We start from the raw sequence: 18,569 nt of genomic DNA on the forward strand, positions 1-18,569 counted from the left end.
AATTTCACCATTAAAATATTAGGAAACAACATGAGAATAATTCTTTTAGGAGCTCCAGGTGCCGGAAAAGGTACACAGGCTCAATTTTTGACGAAAAAATATAATATCCCTCAGATATCTACAGGCGATATGCTGCGTGCGGCTATCAAAGCCGGTACTGAGATGGGAAAACTTGCAAAAGAGGCTATGGATGCAGGGAAGCTTGTAACAGATGATATTATCATTGGACTTGTAAAAGATAGAATCGCCGAAGATGATTGCAAGAACGGCTTTTTACTTGACGGATTTCCTCGCACACTCGCTCAAGCTGATGCTGTTACCAATGCAGGCATTGAGATTGATGCCGTGATAGAGATAGATGTTCCCGATGAAGAGATCGTTAAACGTATGAGCGGACGCCGTGCACACTTGGCAAGCGGCAGAACATACCACGTCGTTTACAATCCGCCAAAAGTTGAAGGTAAAGATGACCTTACAGGTGAAGAGCTTGTTCAGCGTGACGATGATAAAGAAGAAGTTGTTTTAGACAGACTCAAAGTCTATCATGAACAGACGGAACCTTTGATCGGTTATTATAAAGCACAGGCTGAGAAAAATCCAAAACTAAAATACATCACAGTTGATGGAACGGCTGATATCGCTGATGTTGAAAAAGCGATTGTTTCAGAATTAGGAGAGTAAGCTACTCTCCTTTTGGACGATATACACGGATATTTTCATATCCTTTTGCATCACGCAGGTACTGCGCGTGAAGCTGACTCATGATGCCTTTGTCACAGTAAAAAAGGTACTCTTTGTCTTTTGGCAGCTTTTCAAACTCTTTTTTCAATTTATGAAACGGTATCTTGATCGTTTCACACTCTGTAGTAATGCACTCATCTTCAGGACGAATGTCTATGACAGTAAACTCTCCACTGCTCAGGTCTTCAACTACATCTATAGGCGCTAAATTCGCCACATCATCCACTATCTCATCAATGTTTAAGTGCTGTGCCGTCTCTACGGCTTTATCAAGCACTGCATAGTCAAATTTTTGTGCAACTTTTTCCATTCTTTTGAAAGAGCCGTGCGTGATAGGGTTTTGAGAAATGACACCGCAATACTCCGGCATGTTCTCTGCGAAATGTCGTGTGCCTATCTCATTTGCTATACTGATGATCTCTGGTTTATTGACTGTTGCCAATGGACGCAGAACAAGTTTGTTCGTTACCTGGTCGATGAGGGCAAGGTTGCGCAGTGTCTGACTTGAGACCTGTGCGACACTCTCTCCTGTGACAAGTGCATCTATCTCCATTGCATCGGCAACTTTCTCCGAAGCGATAAGCATGAGACGTTTGAGTGTTACCCCCATGTACGTAGGAGGAGTGGAGTGAAATATCTCTTCTATGACATCATCAAAAGGTACAGAGATAAATTTGACCTTATGTGAAGAGCCAAATTTACTCCAGAGATAGAGTGCCACCTGTTTAACACCGATCTCATGTGCCATACCACCGAGATTAAAGAAGATGAAATGTGTTTTTATACCCCGTTTCATTGTCAGGTAAGAGGCAACTGTCGAGTCAAATCCACCGGACATCAAGGAGAGGATATCTCCCTGTGTTCCTATTGGAAAGCCGCTTAATCCTTTATATTTTGCCGTGATGACATTGAGCTGATTCTCAATAAGCTCCATCTGTACAACAACATCAGGATTTTTAAGATCGACATTTTTTGCTTCGGAGTTTGCAAGGAGATGTCCGCCGACAGTTCGCTCTATATCTATTGAGGTAAAAGAGTGCTTTCCTGAACGTTTGACACGGACGACAAAAGTTTTATCTTTGAGTGAATCGGCAACAAGCTCACGCACTTTGACCTTTATCTTCTCAATCGTATCCATCTCATCAAACTGTAAAACTTCAAGGATCATCTCTATACCGGGAGTGTCAAGTAGTTTTTGTCTTACTTCGGGAAGAAATTCCTGAGGCGAAAAAACTTCAAGTTTATCAGAGAATTTAGAGACATCGACAGATTCATCGATGCGTTTTAAAATGGTTAAAAGATTGTTATAAAGCTGTCCGGTCATCTGACGTTTGGCAGAGGAGCCTTTGATCATTATCTCGGGAAACAGCTTGAGTATGAATTTTTGTTTTTGTTGCAATGGGGTGCCTTACTTTTAGAGTCTGGAGTTTATAAAACTTTCCATCTCTTGGACTATTTTATCAATAGAATCTTCACCTGAAATAACTACAAGACGATTTATACTTGAATAAAATTTACGAATCTCTTCAAGAGGCTCTCTGTAAACTTTCATTCGGTTGTTAAATACCTTCTCATCATCATCGGCACCACGGGCGCGGCCAAGCACTCTCTTTCTTGCTGTCTCTTCACTGACTCTGACTTCTATAACGGAGACCAGCAGTACTTCATCTGTCTTTTGGAGATATTTGTCAAGTTCTATCATCTGCTCTATACTGCGTGGATAGCCGTCAATGATGACAACATCCGTAGGTGCTGATTTAATTGCATTTACGATTGTCTCTATGACGATCTCAATAGGAACGATAAGCCCTTGAGAGATATATTTTTCAATTATCTTGCCTCGTTCGCTGCCGCTTGCCACTTCAGCACGAAGCATATCACCTGTTGAGTAGTGGGTAATGTTGTCGTTGTGTTTGGCTATAAGTTCTGCGTCGGTAGTTTTACCGGAGCCGGGTGCTCCGATGATCAAAAAGAGTTTTTTCATTCTCTACGCTTTTGTCTGCTCACGCAGTCTAATGTGCAGGTCACGTAGTTGAGTGTTGTCTACAGGAGATGGTGCATCTGTTAAGATACAAGAAGCTTTTTGTGTTTTAGGGAAAGCGATGACATCACGGATAGATGCAGTTTTAGAAATAAGCATCATAAGTCTGTCGAAACCGATCGCGAAACCACCATGTGGAGGCGCACCAAATTTAAGTGCATCGAGTAAGAAACCAAATTTCTCCTGCGCTTCTTCTTCTTCGATTCCAAGGAGTTTAAAGACACTCTCTTGAATATCTTCTTTATGGATACGGATAGATCCGCCACCAAGCTCGACACCGTTAAGAACGATATCGTAAGCGATAGACTCTATCTCCTCCACATCATCACAATCCAAACTTTTTGGCATTGTAAATGGATGGTGCAGTGCTTTTACGCGGCCATCTTCGACTTCGAACATCGGGAAGTCAACAACCCATACAAACTCATACTTGTCTGGATCGATAAGATTCATTTTCTCATGTTCTGCAATGAAGTTTCTAAAGCGTCCCATGTAGTCCCAGACAACTTTTTTCTCACCTGCACCAAAGAACACAACATCACCGACTTCAAGTTGAGTTCTTTCTATGATGAGTTGAATATCTTCTTCAGTGAAGAATTTTGTAAGCGGGCCTTTGAGACCATCTTCTTTCATCTGGAAATATCCAAGACCATGGGCACCGAACTTACGTACGAAATCTTCAAAACCTTTCATTTCGCGTTTTGAAAATATCAAATCGGCACCAGGAACGCGAAGCGCTTTGATGCGGTTAATGTGAGGATTTTTAGCGATGTTTGTAAATATCTCATTGTCACAACGCTCAAAAATGTCGATAACATCGACCATCTCAAGTCCATAGCGAAGGTCTGGTTTATCTGAACCATATTTTTCCATAGCTTCTTTGTATGTGATGCGGTTAAACGGTGCTTTCACCTCAACGTCACATGCCGCGAACATTGCACTAAGGAGATCCTCTGCTACTTTGATGACATCCTCTTGGTTACAAAAGCTCATCTCGACATCTATCTGAGTGAATTCCGGTTGTCTGTCTGCACGTAAATCTTCGTCACGGAAACATTTTGCTATCTGGAAATATCTGTCAAAACCGCCAACCATTAAAAGTTGTTTGAAAAGTTGTGGAGATTGTGGCAGCGCATAGAATTCACCGCTGTGAACACGAGACGGCACGAGATAATCACGAGCACCTTCCGGTGTTGATTTTGTTAAAATAGGTGTCTCAACTTCAAGGAATCCATTTGCATCAAGGATGTTTCTAGCTGCTATCGCCGCTTTTGAACGAAGACGGAAAGCTTCATATTTTGACGGGTCACGCAGTTCGAGGTAACGGTACTTAAGCGTTGTCTCTTCACCGACCTTCTCATCACCGATGACAAACGGAAGCGGCGCTGATTTGTTTTCAATGATTAGCTCTTTGACAACTACTTCGATAGCACCTGTTTTAAGGCGTGGATTTGTAAGTCCTTCACCACGGAGACGGATCGTTCCTTTTGCAATAAGAACATACTCGTCACGAACACTGTCTGCAACTTTATGTGCCTCTTTTGAATCCTCAGGGTCACAAGTAAGCTGGATAAGACCAGTTTTGTCACGTAAATCTATGAAGATGATCCCACCATGGTCGCGGTAGCTGTTCGCCCAACCGGTAAGTGTGACCTCTTCGCCAACATTTTTTTCACTTAAATCTGTACAGTAATGACTTCTCAAGGTTAAAGTCCTATTTAAAAATTTTTGCGATTATATCCAAAAAGTCCTTATCTGTTGTATAATTAAGAAAATATTTCATTAAAAGAGCCATTTTGCAAGCAGAAAAAATAAAAAAAGTGGGTGTTGTTTTACGCCCATCTTCACCGGAACTCAAACAAAATTATTTTGAACTTGAAAAGATTTTCAACAAGTACGGCATAGAGACGACCATTGAGAGTATAAGCGGGGCAATGATAGGCATCATGGGTATGGAATTTGATAATCTCTGTCAAAGCTGTGATGTTTTGGTAACACTCGGCGGTGACGGAACACTTATCTCTGCCGTGAGACGTTCTTTTAAGCATGATGTTCCTGTTTTTGGCATCTATGCAGGTAATCTTGGTTTTTTGGCTGATATCAACATGGGTGAACTCGAAGCTTTTGTAAAAAGTCTTGTAAAAGGGGAGTACAGAGTTGATGAACGGGCTATTTTGGAAGCGACATTTCAAGAGAATGAGAACGAAGTTACCATTTATGCTTTTAACGACATTGTCCTCACGAGACCTTCGGTTTCAAATATGATACATATCGAAACACTTGTCGATTCCAAGGCTTTTAATACCTATTATGGTGATGGTGTTATCGTCTCGACGCCGACGGGTTCGACTGCGTACAATCTTTCTGCAGGCGGTCCGGTACTGTTTCCGCTTACAAATGTATTTGCTCTCACGCCTATCTGCCCGCATTCCCTCACGCAGCGACCTGTTGTTTTACCAGGAAAGTTTTCTATAGAGATGAAAACACCGCAAGATAGAGCTTTGGTTATTATAGATGGGCAGGATAAGCATGAACTTGAAGCAGGGGAGAGCATTCACATTCAGCTTGCCCGCAAAACGGTCAAGCTTATTCACAGAGAAGAGTTTAACTACTTTGATGTTCTCAAAGAGAAACTCAACTGGGGTGATTAGTCTATATTGATGTTTGAAGAGCTGTCAGAGTTCTTTTTGATCATTCTTTTAATCTGCTCTGCCGAGTAGGACTTTTGTGCATGGTTCTCATTTAATAGATCGAACCTTATCTGCACAGTCAGTTTTCCGAGTGCTTCTGAGAGTTTATGGTCATCATTGCTGAGTGTTCCGTCTTTTGAAAGTTCAGAAACTACAGTTAAAAAGTTATTGTACTCATTGAGTACGGCAGGTGAAGCAAAGATCGCAAGTCTATGGGTGATAAACTGCAGTTTTGTAATGTCTTTACCGGTTAAGAGTGCCTCATCGGACATATTTTCCATAAGATCCAAAAGTCTTTCGTATGTTGCCGCTTTGAGGTCCAAAAACTTTATATTTTGTTCTTTTTCTATCTCAACTTCTGTCTGTTTGTTAAGTAAAAGTGCTGTTATGAAGACCGTCGCGATCGTTCCTAATATGATAAGAACGATCTCTTGTGTAAAAGGTGTTGAGTCCGTTACCTTATAAGCATATCGCAAATACGCATAACCTGCTATGAGGGTCATTAATGTTAAAATAAGATAGAGTAGCTTTTTTGGAACGTTATTCATTAGTATATACACCTTATAATTAGTACCATGATTATATCGAAAAGGAAATATAAAAATGCTTCAAAAAACAGTGTTGTTTGTACTTGTAAGTATGTTTTTAACGAGTACATTGTTTGGTATGCAAAAACATGTAGTCATCTTGCAGTATCACAGGTTCGATGAGAACAAATACCCGACAACGAGTATCTCAATGAAGCTTTTTACACAACAGATGGAGTATCTCACGCAGCATCATTATAATATATGGCCGCTTTCCAAAGTAGTGCGCTATCTGCAGCAAAAAAAACCGCTTCCGGATAAGACAGTTGTTATAAGCATTGATGATGCCTATAGAAGTACTTATACCAAAGCGTACCCGCTGTTAAAGAAATATCATCTGCCGTTTACACTTTTTGTCAGTACTCTGCCTGTTGATCACGGTTCCAAAAATTACTTAACCTGGGATATGATGCGTGAGATGGCTAAAAACGGTGCCGAATTTGCCAATCATACCTATTCGCATCAGTATCTTGTTCGAGACAGATTGAAAGATCCACAAGATAAACAATATATTGTCGATGAAATCCAAAAATCTCAAGAAAAGCTGGAAAAAGAGCTAGGCAACAGTGTAGCAACAAAGCCGAAGATGCTGGCATATCCTTTTGGTGAATACGATAAAAATCTTATGCATATAACAAAAGAGCTTGGCTATGTCGGTGTTGCCCAGAATTCCGGACCCATTTCAAGCGAAAGTGATTTTATGGCTTTGCGACGTTTTCCAATGTCGGGAGGGTATGGAGAGATGGAACAGTTTGTAGTGAAGATAAATACACTGCCGCTTCCTTTGTTATCGGTTGAGGATGAAGATACCATTGTAGATGAAAGTAATAATCCGCCGCTTTTAACGTTGAGCTTGCAAAAACCGCTTAAAGGCTTTCAATGTTTTAATGCCAATGGAGAAAAGTTGAAGATGCAGTGGATGAGTGATACTCAGGTGACAGTCCAGTCATCAAAGCCTTTGGCGTATCCGAGAGATCACTATACTTGTACCGCACCTACTCAAAATAAAGAGAGTTGGTACTGGTACTCTCATCTCTGGGTTGTTCTTCAAAAACAGCCTTAACTAAAAGCCGCACTCATATAGCCGACGACCTGTGATTTGTCACCACTGGCATCTGCACTTGTGCGATAATCCAGCAGAGTCGCTTGATAGCCTCTTTTTTTGGCGACATGCAGTATGGCTTCCACACCTATTTTTCCACACGCTTCACACCCCTGATGTAACTCTGCAGGGTTGAGACTGGCGACGGCATCGAGGCAGATGCTGTCAAGTTTATTTGCTTTGTCGATGTCGTAGTAGTGACTCAGGTCTGTACTGATAACGACGACAGTATCTTTGTCTTCTAAAAGATAGTCAATGATCTCTGCGAGATGTGCCGGATCTTCTTGACCATAAACAAGTTCTAGGACAGATACATCACCCATATAGTTCTTGATAAAAGGCATTTGCACCTCTGTCGAGTGCTCTGCGTGAGCATCACTTTGAAATATAACTCCAAAGCGCTTCATTAATTCATCTGCTAAAGTGATGTCTATCTTTAAATTTCCAAAAGGTGTTTCGTAGCTGTCATATTTGGCTACGCTTACCCCCTTAAGATAGACCCGATGACTAGGTCCTATGACAACCACACGTTTTGCATGCGTATTTTGCAGTACCCGAAAAGCGATGTTTGCCGTAAAAGCGGAGTAAACATACCCTGCGTGAGGTACAATGATGGCACGTGGCTTGATCGCAAGAATGGATTTGTCCTGCAGGGCATCATCTATGATCTTGTTGTAATGATCGAACATTTGTGTTATCTCTAATTTGTCAACCGGATAAAACTGTCCGGCAACAGCGTCTTTTCGTAAACTCATTTCCATACTCCTTCTATCTCTCTGTTACATTTTGGACAGTGTCCGTCAACGAGCAGATTTTTCGTTATGCTGTAACCTGTTCTGTCTATTAAAAGTGTTCCGCAGTCCGGACAGTACGTGTCCCCATGAACAGGAACATTGCCTAAGTAAACATACTCAAGTCCTGCTTCTTTGGCAATTTTCTGTGCACGTTCCAAAGTCTGCAGTTTGGTGTACTCATGATCCTGCATCTTATAGTCAGGATGAAATGCACTCAAATGCCATGGAACATGCTTTCCAAGTTCGTCGGCTATGAATGACGCCATAGCTTTTAAGTCTGCGTCACTGTCGTTTTCACCTTCGATGAGCAGTGTGGTTACCTCTACCCAGATACCTTCTTTAACCATGCCGCGAAGTGTCTCTTTGACAGCTTCAAGACCGCCTTTGAGTATTTTTTTATAGTAGGCATCATCCCAGCTTTTGAGGTCGACATTTGCCGCATCAAGCCAGGAAGCCATATCTTTGACAACTTCGGGTGATTCAAAACCATTGGTCACAAAGATATTTTTAAGACCTTTGGCTTTTGCAATAACCCCGATATCTTTGGCATAAGGGTAGAAGATAGTCGGTTCATTATAGGTATAGGCAATAGAATCCGATCCGTTTTCAATGGCCAACTCGACCATTCGCTCCGGAGAGATGTATACACTCTCATCTACTTTTCGTTCCTGCGATATCTGCCAGTTTTGACAAAACGGGCATTGGAAATTGCACCCGACCGTTCCGAGTGAGAGAGCAGTAGTGCTGGGTAAAAGGTGGTAAAGAGGTTTTTTCTCGACAGGATCAACATTTAAAGCACTTGGATGTCCGTAAACAAGTGTTTTTAGCTCTCCGTTTTCATTTTTATTGACACCGCAGATACCGACTTGCCCCTCTTTCATCTGACAATAATGCTGACACAGTAGACACATAATTTTTTCTTTATTAGGTATATTTTTATAATAGTTCATATTTAACTCCTCGAGTCAAGTATATTTATACACTTAGGCTCAACTTAAAGTTAATTCTAGCTTAATTTTTAGAGAATGTCAAGAAAAGTGTTACTAAAAGTAGCATGTTGAAAACTGAGTAAGACTACTATTTTGTATATTTAATTAGTGTTATGGCTTCAGGAATGTACTGTATAACGGTCGAGTACAAAAATATGTTACCTCTTTTTGTAGTCTTTTAAGTTTTACAATGGTAGCTAAATCTTTAAGGTTTTTAAAGTTTAAAATCGGCGAGGGTAACATATTTTTGTTGCTACGATTTGTTATGTAGATAACTCAGTCTCCTCCACCTGCATCACCACTAAATGAAGTATCAAAACTAGATGAATCATCTCTGTCAGAGTCCCCCGTAAAACCAGGGCTGTCTATCCCGATGCCACCTTTTTTATTTTCTTTATTAGTAGAAGTTGCATCAAAATATACCCATGCGAGTATAGCAATTAGAATAATTATATATAAAAATATAGCATACAAAATAATTTCCTTTTATTCATCATCCAAGGATTTGTTAGCATTTGTATTATTCTATTACTTTATTTTCTTATCAAACTTCTCAACAGCTAACCCATAACTTTCATCCAAAAAGTCTTTTATATCATCAAAGCTTTCCTTGGTTGGATTTAAAATACAAATCCAATTCATCCATCCATATATTGGATGTGGAGTAATCAAATCAAGTTCTTTAAAATTAAAACTACTTTCTATGATATCACCTTTGGCTGGTCGTTTAAATTTATTATTAAAAAGATTTTGAAAACTTTGCTTTGAAATTCCAATACTAAATCTAAACACATTGTCTCTATCTAAATATGATGCTTTATCATTATCTCCATCTTTTTCTTTGATAGTACAAAAATAAACACCATTTGGTAAAGCTTTATTTGGATTATAAAAAAATGAAGTTTCACCCCAACTTGATTTAGGGATTACTCCTTCAAAATTTTCAATGATATATTCTTTTATATCTTTTGGTGTCATCTCTTTATTCCTATGCTAACGGCGAGGCTGAGCACCATCAAGATATAATCCAGAAAACCCTTCGGGATTTTATGAATTATATCTTGATGTGTGTTCTCCTGTCAATTGTTGTATGTAGCGAAGTGAAATACAATAATCTGGCAAGAAGATGTATCTCACCATTGTATGTGTTCGTAAAGCGGTGGTAACATATTTTATTGCCGTTATTTGTTATATTACTTGTTCTCATAAGCATCAAATGTTGCTGTAAAATAATACATTTTATCGGTTTGTTGCCATTGTATTTTATAATTTGCTACGCCGTCTAAGCCCTTTTCCTTGCAAATAGTATCTTTAAACCATTTTCTAGTATTCTTTTCAAATTCTTGATAAGCATCAAAGAAAGAAGTGTATTTAAATGTTTTTCCAGCGACTATAGGTATAGTTTGTAAATAATAACTTGAACCTGCGAATGTCATTCTAGATAAATCTATTGGCGATGTCATTATGTTACAATCTTTTGCGAAACTGTTTGTTCCTGCTGATGCTATGAAGATTGCTATTAATAACTTTAGACTAATTTTTTTCATGTTTTTTCCATGTTATAATATTGTAAATAAATAATCCTTTTCTTATATGACCATTTATTTAACAGATATTTTATCCAAAACTATTTTATAAATCAAATTTAACAAACATTATAATTATATGTTAATCATTGAAATTATTGCATTATGTCATATTTTTGGTATATATTTTAAATAATAGCTATTATACTTAAAAATAAAATGTGTTTTTATTATAAAAAGGCAAAAAAATGATAGAAAGATTTTACTTAAAAGATTACCTTAGTTTTGAAGAGAGTGAGCTTGAGCTGAAAAGTGGGCTTATTGTTTTTACGGGGCCGAGTGGGAGTGGGAAGTCCATACTTATGGAGTCCATTTTGTCTTCTGTTGGTGGATCTTCGTGTGATGCTTCTGTTTGTGAGTCGAGTGTCACATGGGAGATAGATGAGGATGCCTGCGGGATAGAAAACGATGATATCAATGTCTTTAAGCACATCAAAAAAGAGAAGTCACGTTACTTTATCAACAACCAATCTCTCTCACGCAAGGCCATTTCTGCTGTAGCTTCAAAGTATCTGCGTCATTTGAGCTTGAAAGATTTTTCTGACTTTGAAAATGAGAACCTGCTCAATATCTTGGATGCGCGCATCGAAGCGAAGTCACATGACATCATGGCTTTAAAAGAGAAATATAGAGAGACATTTACAGAGTACCACTGGACGCAGCATGAACTGCAGGTCATAGAAGAGGAAGAGAAAAAGATAGTTGAACTCAAAGAGTTTGCGGCCTTTGAGATACAAAAGATCGAAGATGTCAATCCTGCTGCAGGTGAAGATGAGGATCTTTTGGAGATAAAAAAAGAGCTCTCACGCAAGGAGAAAGTGCTTGAGAGCATCGGTGGGGCTACGGAGATATTTAACTATGAGCACTTGGTCTCATCGGCTTTGGAGAGTTTGGATGTGGAAAGCAGCTTTTTTGATGATGCCATGAATGAACTGCGTGCTGTTTTTGACAGTGCAGAGGAGCGATTTAATGCGCTTGAAGATGTAGATGTAGAAGAAGTTCTTAACCGCATTGAAGAGCTTGGCGGCTTGAAGCGTCGTTATGGAAGCATTGAAGAGGCTTTGGAGTACAAAGAGCAGAAGAAAATAGAACTAGCAAAGTATGAGAACATAGAGATAGAAAAACATGGTCTTGAGCAGAAGTACGAGCAGTTGTCAGAAGAAGTTACGGCTTTGGCCGATGAACTCTCAAGCCTGCGTGAGGCAGAGCTGCCGTTTTTTGAAGCAGATCTCAATGCTTACTTGAAGAGTCTCTATCTGCGTGAGGCAAAAGTTACAATGCAAAAGAGATCATACGACAAAGCAGGGCAGGATGCAATCAACATAGAGCTAAGCGGTACAAAACTGGACAAGATCTCTACGGGGGAGTTCAATCGTCTTCGCTTGGCTGTACTGGCACTCAAGTCAGAATTTATGAATAAAAACGGCGGTGTATTGATGCTTGATGAGATAGATGCAAACCTCAGTGGTGAGGAGTCTATGAGTGTGGCAAAAGTGCTCAAAAAGCTCTCCAAACATTTTCAGATCTTTGTCATTTCACACCAACCGCAGCTTACTTCCATGGGCGATCAGCACTTTTTGGTCTATAAAGATGGTAATATTTCAAAAACAAAAGAGCTCAACTTGCAAGAGCGTGTTGATGAGATAGCAAGAATCATTAGTGGTGAAAACATCTCAGACGAAGCGAAAAAATTTGCAAAAGAGCTTCTGGAGGCAAGTTAGATGATAATAGATACACATATACATTTGGATGATGCAAGATATGATGAAGATTTGGATGATGTTCTAGATCGTGCGCGTGAGGGTGGGGTAGAGCGTTTCATCATTCCAGGTGCAGATATAAGTACGCTTGAAAAAGCTGTCGGCATAGCCGAGAAGTATGATGATGTCTATTTTGCAATTGGTGTGCATCCTTATGACAAAGAGGGGTATGATGAGAGCTATTTTACCAAGTATGTCGGGCATGAGAAGTGTGTGGCTATCGGTGAATGCGGGATGGATTACTTTCGTTTAGAAGGGAGTGATGAGGAGAAAGAGCGCGAGAAAGAGGAGCAAAAGAGAGTCTTTGTTGCGCAGATAGAACTGGCAAAGAGGTACAAAAAGCCGCTTATAGTACATATTCGCAATGCTTCACATGATGCAAAGATGATACTTTTAGAACATAATGCCGGTGAAGTCGGCGGTGTTCTGCATTGTTTCAATGCTGATGACGAGCTTTTAAGTCTGGCGGATGAGAACTTTTATTTCGGTATTGGCGGTGTGCTGACATTTAAGAACGCTAAGAAGCTTGTAAATATACTGCCTCGCATTCCAAAAGAGAAGTTAATTATTGAAACAGATGGGCCGTATCTCACGCCGACACCTCACAGAGGGGAGAGAAATGAGCCGTTTTATACAACATTGGTTGCTGATAAAATGGCAGAATTACTCAATATGTCCCGTGAAGAAATTGAAAATTTGACCACGCAAAATGCCCTAAAACTCTTTCATATTTCTTAATATTAGCTCGTTTACAACTTTTTTTAATGAATTTTTAGATAAAATCTACAAAAATTTAATAAAAAAGTTGCCTAATGATAATAAGATATTTAATTACACTATTTTTCCCTTTCGTTCTTTTTGCAAACCTCACTTATGATGTAAATACAGACAAAGAGTTAGAGCTTTTAAACTCTTTTGACATAGAACCCTCATTTCTTTATGACCCGGTCATGAACAGCATGAAAAGAAAGACGCTTTCAAAGGACAAACACTTCTTTCGTGCGATGAAAGATGCGTATCTCTTTATACCTGCCATTAAAAATACACTCTCAAAATATGACGTACCGCAGGAGTTTTTGTACCTTGCTATGGCAGAGTCGAACTTTCATACAAAAGCCTATTCTAAAAAACGTGCAGCAGGTCTATGGCAGTTTATGCCGGCTACAGCGAAACATTTTCATTTAAAAATTGACGAATACGTTGATGAGCGACGTGACCTTATCAAGTCAACTGAAGCTGCTGCAAAATATCTCTCCGCGCTTCACAAGCGTTTTGGAAAGTGGTACTTGGCTGCCATTGCGTACAACTGTGGCGGCGGAAGACTGAATCAGGCGATTAAAAAAGCGGGTACGGACGACCTTGCTGTTCTTTTGGATCAAAAAAAGAAGTACATTCCACGTGAGAGCAGAAACTATATTCGTAAGATCGTTGCACTTGCTTTGATCGGCAGTGATGAGCAGTATTTACTGCATAGTGAGTACGAATACCTTTTAAATCGTGCAAATGCTTACTCAATCTCTACCGTAAAGCTTTCAAGCGGAGAGTCATTGGCTAGAATCTCAAAGCTCATCCATATTCCGTTAAAAGATCTCAAAAAGCTTAACAGACACCTGAAATATGACTTCGTTCCGCCATATAAAAAAGGATGCAATGTCTACATTCCATACATCAAGTTGGCAGAATTCAAGCAAAAGTATACAAAAGAGTCTATAAAAAACATCTACAGAGTACATGTTGTCACTCGAGGGGATAATCTTTCGTACATCGGTAAAAAGTATGGTGTCTCTTATCGTGTCATCAAAGATTTCAACCATTTGAAAAGCAACAGGCTTCATTTAAAACAAAAGATCATTATTCCTATTCCTAAAAAAAGTGCGCTTAAAAAGATATCTTCGAAGCATTACTATATGGTTAAAAAAGGAGACTCTTTGGAGTCTATAGCAAAGGCACACAAAATAAGTGTTCAAAATATACGCCTGCAAAACCATATTCGCGGTTCTTTGATAAGAGTCGGGGACAGGTTGAGATTATATGAGTAGAAGTCTCTGTTTTTTAGCAATAGCGACGCTCTTTTTTAGTGCCTGTAGTACAAGAGGGCCGGGGGCATTCAGAAGTTACAACTATGCACCATCTTCAACATCAAAAACATACTGTGACGATAAAAGTGCCTACTGTGCAACGCCGCCGAAAAAGAAGTACTCAAAAGCGACGATGCGTCCTTATGTCGTTCACGGGAAAAAATACTATCCGCAGGTTGTCAGCGTAGGAGATACTTTCCGTGGGAATGCAAGCTGGTATGGTCCGAACTTTCATGGAAAATATACATCTAACGGTGAGAGATACAATATGTGGGCAATGACAGCGGCACACAAAACACTGCCGATGAACACCATTGTAAAAGTGACCAACAGAAGAAACGGAAAAAGTACTGTTGTGCGTATTAACGACAGGGGTCCATTTGTCTCTACAAGGATCATTGACCTTTCAAAAGCAGCGGCTTCGAAGATAAGTATGATTGGAACGGGGACTGCTCCTGTGACTTTGGAAGTGCTTGGGTTTGAAGGAAAAGGCAAGCGAAGTATTCCAACGAAAAAAGAGCTGAAAAAGTTACCGCAGAAGATGTCCATGACAGGAAAATATGCAATTCAAATCGGTTCATTTTCCAAGATACAAGGCGCACTGCTCACGCAAGAGAAGTATGACAATACGGATGGATATAAAACCATCATCAAAGATGTGGATGGTGATGACGGGCGTATGTTTAAGGTATGGTTGACAGGTTTTAAAGGTGAGCAGGAAGCCAGAGACTATAAAGCAAACGGAAAATTTAGAAATGCATTTATTGTACGGGAGGATTAGAGGATGATAACAAAGACGAGAACAACAAAAGAGACAGATATAACAGTAGCGATGGATATCAATGGAGTCGGGAAAAGCAATATAGATACAGGTGTGGGTTTTTTAGATCACATGCTTGAGAGTTTTTCAAAACACTCGTTGATCGATCTTGACATCACTTGTAAAGGTGATACGCACATAGATGACCACCACAGTGTAGAAGATGTTGGTATTGTGTTGGGTTCTTTACTTGCTGAAGCTATTTATCCTGTGCAAAATATGGAGCGTTTTGGGAGTGCAAATATTGTTATGGATGAAGCCTGTGTGAGCTGTGATCTTGATCTTTCCAATCGTCCATTTTTGGTTTATGAACTTGATGTCCACGGAAAAGTAGGGCAGTTCGATACGGAACTTGTTGAAGAGTTCTTTAGAGCCTTTGTTTTGAATGCACGTATTTCAATGCACATCATAGAGTTGCGAGGAAAGAACAAGCACCACATCATTGAAGCGGCTTTTAAAGCTGTAGCCGTAGCCATTCGCCGTGCAACAGCAAAAAATGAGCGTGTCGGTATACCTAGCACGAAAGATGTTCTATGATTAAGCTGTTGGTTCTAGATGTCGATGGTTGTTTAACCGATGGTAAAATTATATACACCAGCAACTCTTCTGAGATAAAAGAGTTCAATGTAAAAGACGGGTTGGCAATCGCAAGCTGGATAAAAATGGGACATCATGTTGCCATTATTACGGGAAGAAACTCTGCTATCGTCAAAAGACGCTCAGATGAGTTGCAAATTCAACACCTGCAACAGGGTGTCAATGACAAAGCGACGGCACTGCGTGAGCTTGTTAGTTCTTTAGGGTTGGAGTTCTATGAAGTGGCTGCTATCGGTGACGATTTGAATGATTATGAGATGCTCTCTATGGCTGGGCGAAGCTTTACGCCAAAAGATGGTGTAAAAGATATACAAGAGATCGTCGATACGGTGCTTAGTAAAAAAGGCGGTGATGCAGCGGTGCGTGAGATGATTGATATTATCATTGAAGAAAATGACCAAAAAGATGAATTTTTATCTCTTTGGATCAAGGAGTAGGTTATTAAAATTTCTCTTTTATTCGCAGGTATTTTAGTTGTGCTGGCAAGTATCTATATCTTTTTTAAGCCTTTGAACATCAAACAGCAGGCTTTTGTCGATGTGCCTCTTTTTGAAATCAAAGATTTTACTATGTATGAGCTTGACCCAACAGGACTGCATACTATAATGCTTGGAAGTACTGCTACACGTTACTCAAACAGGTATACGGTAAAAGATATAGACTATACTGATAATAAAAACAAAGAGTACATTGCAAATATGCAGGCAAATAACGGGATATATAAAAATGACATTGTAACATTGACGGGGAATGTCACTTATACGAGAGATGACGGCCTCACTTTTAAAACGCAAAAAGCAGTTTATAACAAAAAAACTTCCGATGTCGTCAGTAATGTAGGTTATGTTGCCTACATGAATGACAGCGTTCTCAGAGGTTCATATATAAAATATAACAATGAGAAAAATAGAATTTTTTCAAAAAATGTTAGAGCAAAAATTCAACTACAAGAGAGATAAGCAATGAAAAATTCGATAATACTTCTTTTACTGTCAAGTTTCATACTGCTGCTTGATGCGCAGGAGCTTAAGGTGAAATCTAACTCTTTTACATCTGATCAAAACAGTGGTATATCTGTTTTCAGTGGTGATGTAAACATCTTAAAAGGGCAGGATGAATTGAATGCTTCAAAGGTAACTATCTATGTAAACAAAGAGAAAAAACCTACAAAGTTCGTAGCAGACGGCAATGTCTCTTTTAATATAACGAGTAAAGATGGTGCTGTTTACAAAGGCGTCTCCGGAAGAGCGATTTATCTACCAAATACAAAAGAGTACTATTTTTATGAAAATGTACACTTGCAGCAACTCAATGATAAAAAAGAGATTATGGGTGATGAAGTTGTCCTAAAAACTACTGATGGCAAGGCATATGCAAAAGGCATGAAAAAAGAGCCGGTCATTATGATATTTAATATAGATGAGGAAAAGAAATAGATGGTTGATATCGTTGATGCAAAATTCATAACATCGGCTCCAAATTATAAAGCGGCACCCGAATCGGACGAAAATAATGAAGTTGTCTTTATGGCACGTTCAAATGTCGGAAAAAGCTCACTTTTAAATGCTTTGACGGATCATAAAGGACTTGCAAAGGTCTCTTCTACACCGGGAAAGACAAAGCTGATAAACTATTTTGATGTGACATTTATGAACAGAGAGACTTCTGAAAAACTTGTAGCCAAGTTCGTAGATTTGCCTGGTTTTGGTTATGCGAAGGTTTCAAAGGCACAGAAGCATGACTGGGAGAAGAATCTCACTGATTATATATCAAACAGAGAGCAGATAAAGATATTTATTCATCTTATCGATTGCCGTCATCCGCATCTTGAGATCGATACACAGGTAAGCGAGTTTTTATTTGCTCACGCAAGAGAAGATCAGTATATCATTCAGATATTTACAAAGATCGATAAACTCAACCAAAAAGAGCAGAGTGCCCTGCGACGTGAGTTTCCAAATGCTCTTATGGTCTCAAGCGCTAAAAAACGCGGGACAAAAAAGATCATCAAAGAGATCTATGATATCTTAAAAGAGAGTGAAGACGCAATCGATGAAGATTGAATTTGTAAAAGCGACATTGTCCGATATTCCAAGAATGCAGGAGTTGGTTCTTCCTGAAGTGCAAAGCGGTGTTATTTTAGAGCGTAATGATGATGAAGTGGCAACAAATATACGTTCGTATACTTTGGCACTTATTAATAACGAACTTGTCGGATTCTGTGCACTGCATGTACACACTGCCGATCTTGGAGAGATTCGTTCTTTAATCATAAAAGAAGGATTTCGTGGTAAAAAAATAGGAGAAAAACTAATAAATAAAGTTTTAGAAGAAGCTGCATCACTGGGACTCAAACGAGTTCTCAGTCTCACATATAAACAATCCTTCTTCGAGCGATTGGGCTTTGTAGAAATACCAAAAGAGTCACTCCCGGAACATAAGATCTGGGCTGATTGTATCAAATGTAAACATTTTCCGATATGCAACGAAGTATCTCTGATCAAAAACCTATAGTACCTTTTTTCTATATTGTACTTTACATTATTTATAGCTCTATAGGCAGTATATATCCGTTCCTGCCGCCGCTGTTGTCGGTTTTGTTTGTATTGTTCTCTCGTGCACTCAACAGAGGGGATTCTATCGCGGTACTATTCATCTCGTTTTGTCTTCTTGTTTTTGAAGCAAATTACGGATACCTGCTTTTTAGCTCTATCATCTACTTTTATATTCAACATAAGTTCATTATGCCTAAGATCAATCAAAACTTTTCCTGTAATTTTTGTA

General features: G+C 39.3%; 22 protein-coding genes. 13 read left to right on the forward strand and 9 right to left on the reverse strand.

Annotation, left to right across the window (positions count from 1 at the left end; genetic code table 11):
- Positions 1 to 30 precede the first annotated feature (30 nt).
- A complete protein-coding gene (adk, locus tag FM071_RS04900; RefSeq protein WP_193111898.1) occupies positions 31 to 681 on the forward strand; it encodes an adenylate kinase in 651 nt (216 codons plus the stop codon).
- Between the two features lies 1 nt (position 682).
- On the opposite strand, the gene thiI is transcribed toward adk, so the two are convergent.
- The 3 genes from thiI to aspS are packed head-to-tail and all read right to left on the reverse strand — an operon-like array spanning position 683 to position 4,486.
- Entirely contained in the window at positions 683 to 2,140 is a 1,458-nt protein-coding gene (thiI, locus tag FM071_RS04905; RefSeq protein WP_226960589.1) for a tRNA uracil 4-sulfurtransferase ThiI, read from the reverse strand.
- Between the two features lie 15 nt (positions 2,141 to 2,155).
- A complete protein-coding gene (locus FM071_RS04910; RefSeq protein WP_193111899.1) occupies positions 2,156 to 2,725 on the reverse strand; it encodes an adenylate kinase in 570 nt (189 codons plus the stop codon).
- Positions 2,726 to 2,728: 3 nt separating this feature from the next.
- Entirely contained in the window at positions 2,729 to 4,486 is a 1,758-nt protein-coding gene (gene aspS, locus FM071_RS04915; RefSeq protein ID WP_193111900.1) for an aspartate--tRNA ligase, read from the reverse strand.
- A gap of 92 nt (positions 4,487 to 4,578) precedes the next feature.
- Between aspS and FM071_RS04920 the strand changes: the two genes are divergently transcribed.
- Positions 4,579 to 5,433, forward strand: coding sequence for an NAD(+)/NADH kinase (locus FM071_RS04920; protein ID WP_193111901.1), 855 nt, complete (start codon positions 4,579 to 4,581; stop codon positions 5,431 to 5,433).
- On the opposite strand, the gene FM071_RS04925 is transcribed toward FM071_RS04920, so the two are convergent.
- Entirely contained in the window at positions 5,430 to 6,020 is a 591-nt protein-coding gene (locus FM071_RS04925) for a hypothetical protein (RefSeq protein WP_193111902.1), read from the reverse strand. The two genes, FM071_RS04920 and FM071_RS04925, sit on opposite strands and share 4 nt — an antisense overlap.
- A 55-nt stretch (positions 6,021 to 6,075) precedes the next feature.
- Here FM071_RS04925 and FM071_RS04930 point away from each other — a divergent pair, with 55 nt between their 5' ends.
- Entirely contained in the window at positions 6,076 to 7,122 is a 1,047-nt protein-coding gene (locus FM071_RS04930; RefSeq protein WP_193111903.1) for a polysaccharide deacetylase family protein, read from the forward strand.
- Here the strand turns inward: FM071_RS04930 and amrB are convergent.
- The 5 genes from amrB to FM071_RS04955 form a co-directional block, all read right to left on the reverse strand.
- Entirely contained in the window at positions 7,119 to 7,916 is a 798-nt protein-coding gene (gene amrB / locus FM071_RS04935) for an AmmeMemoRadiSam system protein B (protein WP_193111904.1), read from the reverse strand. The genes FM071_RS04930 and amrB overlap by 4 nt on opposite strands.
- The gene (gene amrS, locus FM071_RS04940) at positions 7,913 to 8,905 is read right to left on the reverse strand and encodes an AmmeMemoRadiSam system radical SAM enzyme (protein ID WP_193111905.1); all 993 of its coding nucleotides are present in this window, start codon (positions 8,903 to 8,905) and stop codon (positions 7,913 to 7,915) included. The genes amrB and amrS overlap by 4 nt, the downstream gene beginning before the upstream one ends.
- 315 nt (positions 8,906 to 9,220) lie before the next feature.
- Positions 9,221 to 9,418, reverse strand: a complete 198-nt coding sequence (locus FM071_RS04945) for a hypothetical protein (RefSeq protein WP_193111906.1) — start codon at positions 9,416 to 9,418, stop codon at positions 9,221 to 9,223.
- Between the two features lie 54 nt (positions 9,419 to 9,472).
- The gene (locus tag FM071_RS04950) at positions 9,473 to 9,922 is read right to left on the reverse strand and encodes a DUF6194 family protein (protein ID WP_193111907.1); all 450 of its coding nucleotides are present in this window, start codon (positions 9,920 to 9,922) and stop codon (positions 9,473 to 9,475) included.
- Between the two features lie 215 nt (positions 9,923 to 10,137).
- On the reverse strand, positions 10,138 to 10,491 hold the full coding sequence (locus FM071_RS04955; protein WP_193111908.1) for a hypothetical protein: 354 nt from the start codon (positions 10,489 to 10,491) through the stop codon (positions 10,138 to 10,140).
- Between the two features lie 227 nt (positions 10,492 to 10,718).
- Between FM071_RS04955 and FM071_RS04960 the strand changes: the two genes are divergently transcribed.
- From FM071_RS04960 to FM071_RS05005, 10 genes are all read left to right on the forward strand, one after another.
- Positions 10,719 to 12,251, forward strand: a complete 1,533-nt coding sequence (locus tag FM071_RS04960; protein WP_193111909.1) for an AAA family ATPase — start codon at positions 10,719 to 10,721, stop codon at positions 12,249 to 12,251.
- The gene (locus FM071_RS04965) at positions 12,252 to 13,028 is read left to right on the forward strand and encodes a TatD family hydrolase (RefSeq protein WP_193111910.1); all 777 of its coding nucleotides are present in this window, start codon (positions 12,252 to 12,254) and stop codon (positions 13,026 to 13,028) included.
- A 74-nt stretch (positions 13,029 to 13,102) separates the two neighbouring features.
- Positions 13,103 to 14,329, forward strand: coding sequence for a lytic transglycosylase domain-containing protein (locus FM071_RS04970; protein ID WP_193111911.1), 1,227 nt, complete (start codon positions 13,103 to 13,105; stop codon positions 14,327 to 14,329).
- Positions 14,322 to 15,149 carry a septal ring lytic transglycosylase RlpA family protein gene (locus FM071_RS04975; RefSeq protein WP_193111912.1) on the forward strand — a complete coding sequence of 276 codons (828 nt, stop codon included), beginning with the start codon at positions 14,322 to 14,324 and terminating at the stop codon, positions 15,147 to 15,149. Before FM071_RS04970 ends, FM071_RS04975 begins: the two co-directional genes overlap by 8 nt.
- Before the next feature lie 3 nt (positions 15,150 to 15,152).
- A complete protein-coding gene (hisB, locus tag FM071_RS04980) occupies positions 15,153 to 15,725 on the forward strand; it encodes an imidazoleglycerol-phosphate dehydratase HisB (RefSeq protein WP_193111913.1) in 573 nt (190 codons plus the stop codon).
- Positions 15,722 to 16,222 carry a KdsC family phosphatase gene (locus tag FM071_RS04985; protein WP_193111914.1) on the forward strand — a complete coding sequence of 167 codons (501 nt, stop codon included), beginning with the start codon at positions 15,722 to 15,724 and terminating at the stop codon, positions 16,220 to 16,222. Before hisB ends, FM071_RS04985 begins: the two co-directional genes overlap by 4 nt.
- Before the next feature lie 39 nt (positions 16,223 to 16,261).
- Positions 16,262 to 16,744: an LPS export ABC transporter periplasmic protein LptC gene (gene lptC / locus FM071_RS04990; RefSeq protein ID WP_430738967.1), complete on the forward strand. Its 483-nt coding sequence runs from the start codon at positions 16,262 to 16,264 to the stop codon at positions 16,742 to 16,744.
- Positions 16,745 to 16,747: 3 nt separating this feature from the next.
- A complete protein-coding gene (lptA, locus tag FM071_RS04995; protein WP_193111915.1) occupies positions 16,748 to 17,221 on the forward strand; it encodes a lipopolysaccharide transport periplasmic protein LptA in 474 nt (157 codons plus the stop codon).
- On the forward strand, positions 17,222 to 17,848 hold the full coding sequence (gene yihA / locus FM071_RS05000; RefSeq protein ID WP_193111916.1) for a ribosome biogenesis GTP-binding protein YihA/YsxC: 627 nt from the start codon (positions 17,222 to 17,224) through the stop codon (positions 17,846 to 17,848).
- The gene (locus FM071_RS05005) at positions 17,838 to 18,299 is read left to right on the forward strand and encodes an N-acetyltransferase (protein ID WP_193111917.1); all 462 of its coding nucleotides are present in this window, start codon (positions 17,838 to 17,840) and stop codon (positions 18,297 to 18,299) included. The genes yihA and FM071_RS05005 overlap by 11 nt, the downstream gene beginning before the upstream one ends.
- The last annotated feature ends 270 nt before the right edge of the window (positions 18,300 to 18,569 follow it).

Source organism: Sulfurimonas paralvinellae (genome assembly GCF_014905135.1).
GTDB classification, from domain to species: Bacteria; Campylobacterota; Campylobacteria; order Campylobacterales; family Sulfurimonadaceae; genus Sulfurimonas; species Sulfurimonas paralvinellae.

Excerpts from the sequence above, each read along its gene's own strand:
- adk (WP_193111898.1), top strand. The coding sequence starts at position 31 with ATGAGAATAATTCTTTTAGGAGCTCCAGGTGCCGGAAAAGGTACACAG.
- FM071_RS04910 (WP_193111899.1), bottom strand. The coding sequence starts at position 2,725 with ATGAAAAAACTCTTTTTGATCATCGGAGCACCCGGCTCCGGTAAAACT.
- FM071_RS04925 (WP_193111902.1), bottom strand. The coding sequence starts at position 6,020 with ATGAATAACGTTCCAAAAAAGCTACTCTATCTTATTTTAACATTAATG.
- FM071_RS04930 (WP_193111903.1), top strand. The coding sequence starts at position 6,076 with ATGCTTCAAAAAACAGTGTTGTTTGTACTTGTAAGTATGTTTTTAACG.
- amrB (WP_193111904.1), bottom strand. The coding sequence starts at position 7,916 with ATGAGTTTACGAAAAGACGCTGTTGCCGGACAGTTTTATCCGGTTGAC.
- amrS (WP_193111905.1), bottom strand. The coding sequence starts at position 8,905 with ATGAACTATTATAAAAATATACCTAATAAAGAAAAAATTATGTGTCTA.
- FM071_RS04950 (WP_193111907.1), bottom strand. The coding sequence starts at position 9,922 with ATGACACCAAAAGATATAAAAGAATATATCATTGAAAATTTTGAAGGA.
- FM071_RS04955 (WP_193111908.1), bottom strand. The coding sequence starts at position 10,491 with ATGAAAAAAATTAGTCTAAAGTTATTAATAGCAATCTTCATAGCATCA.
- FM071_RS04960 (WP_193111909.1), top strand. The coding sequence starts at position 10,719 with ATGATAGAAAGATTTTACTTAAAAGATTACCTTAGTTTTGAAGAGAGT.
- FM071_RS04965 (WP_193111910.1), top strand. The coding sequence starts at position 12,252 with ATGATAATAGATACACATATACATTTGGATGATGCAAGATATGATGAA.
- FM071_RS04970 (WP_193111911.1), top strand. The coding sequence starts at position 13,103 with ATGATAATAAGATATTTAATTACACTATTTTTCCCTTTCGTTCTTTTT.
- FM071_RS04975 (WP_193111912.1), top strand. The coding sequence starts at position 14,322 with ATGAGTAGAAGTCTCTGTTTTTTAGCAATAGCGACGCTCTTTTTTAGT.
- hisB (WP_193111913.1), top strand. The coding sequence starts at position 15,153 with ATGATAACAAAGACGAGAACAACAAAAGAGACAGATATAACAGTAGCG.
- FM071_RS04985 (WP_193111914.1), top strand. The coding sequence starts at position 15,722 with ATGATTAAGCTGTTGGTTCTAGATGTCGATGGTTGTTTAACCGATGGT.
- lptA (WP_193111915.1), top strand. The coding sequence starts at position 16,748 with ATGAAAAATTCGATAATACTTCTTTTACTGTCAAGTTTCATACTGCTG.
- yihA (WP_193111916.1), top strand. The coding sequence starts at position 17,222 with ATGGTTGATATCGTTGATGCAAAATTCATAACATCGGCTCCAAATTAT.
- FM071_RS05005 (WP_193111917.1), top strand. The coding sequence starts at position 17,838 with ATGAAGATTGAATTTGTAAAAGCGACATTGTCCGATATTCCAAGAATG.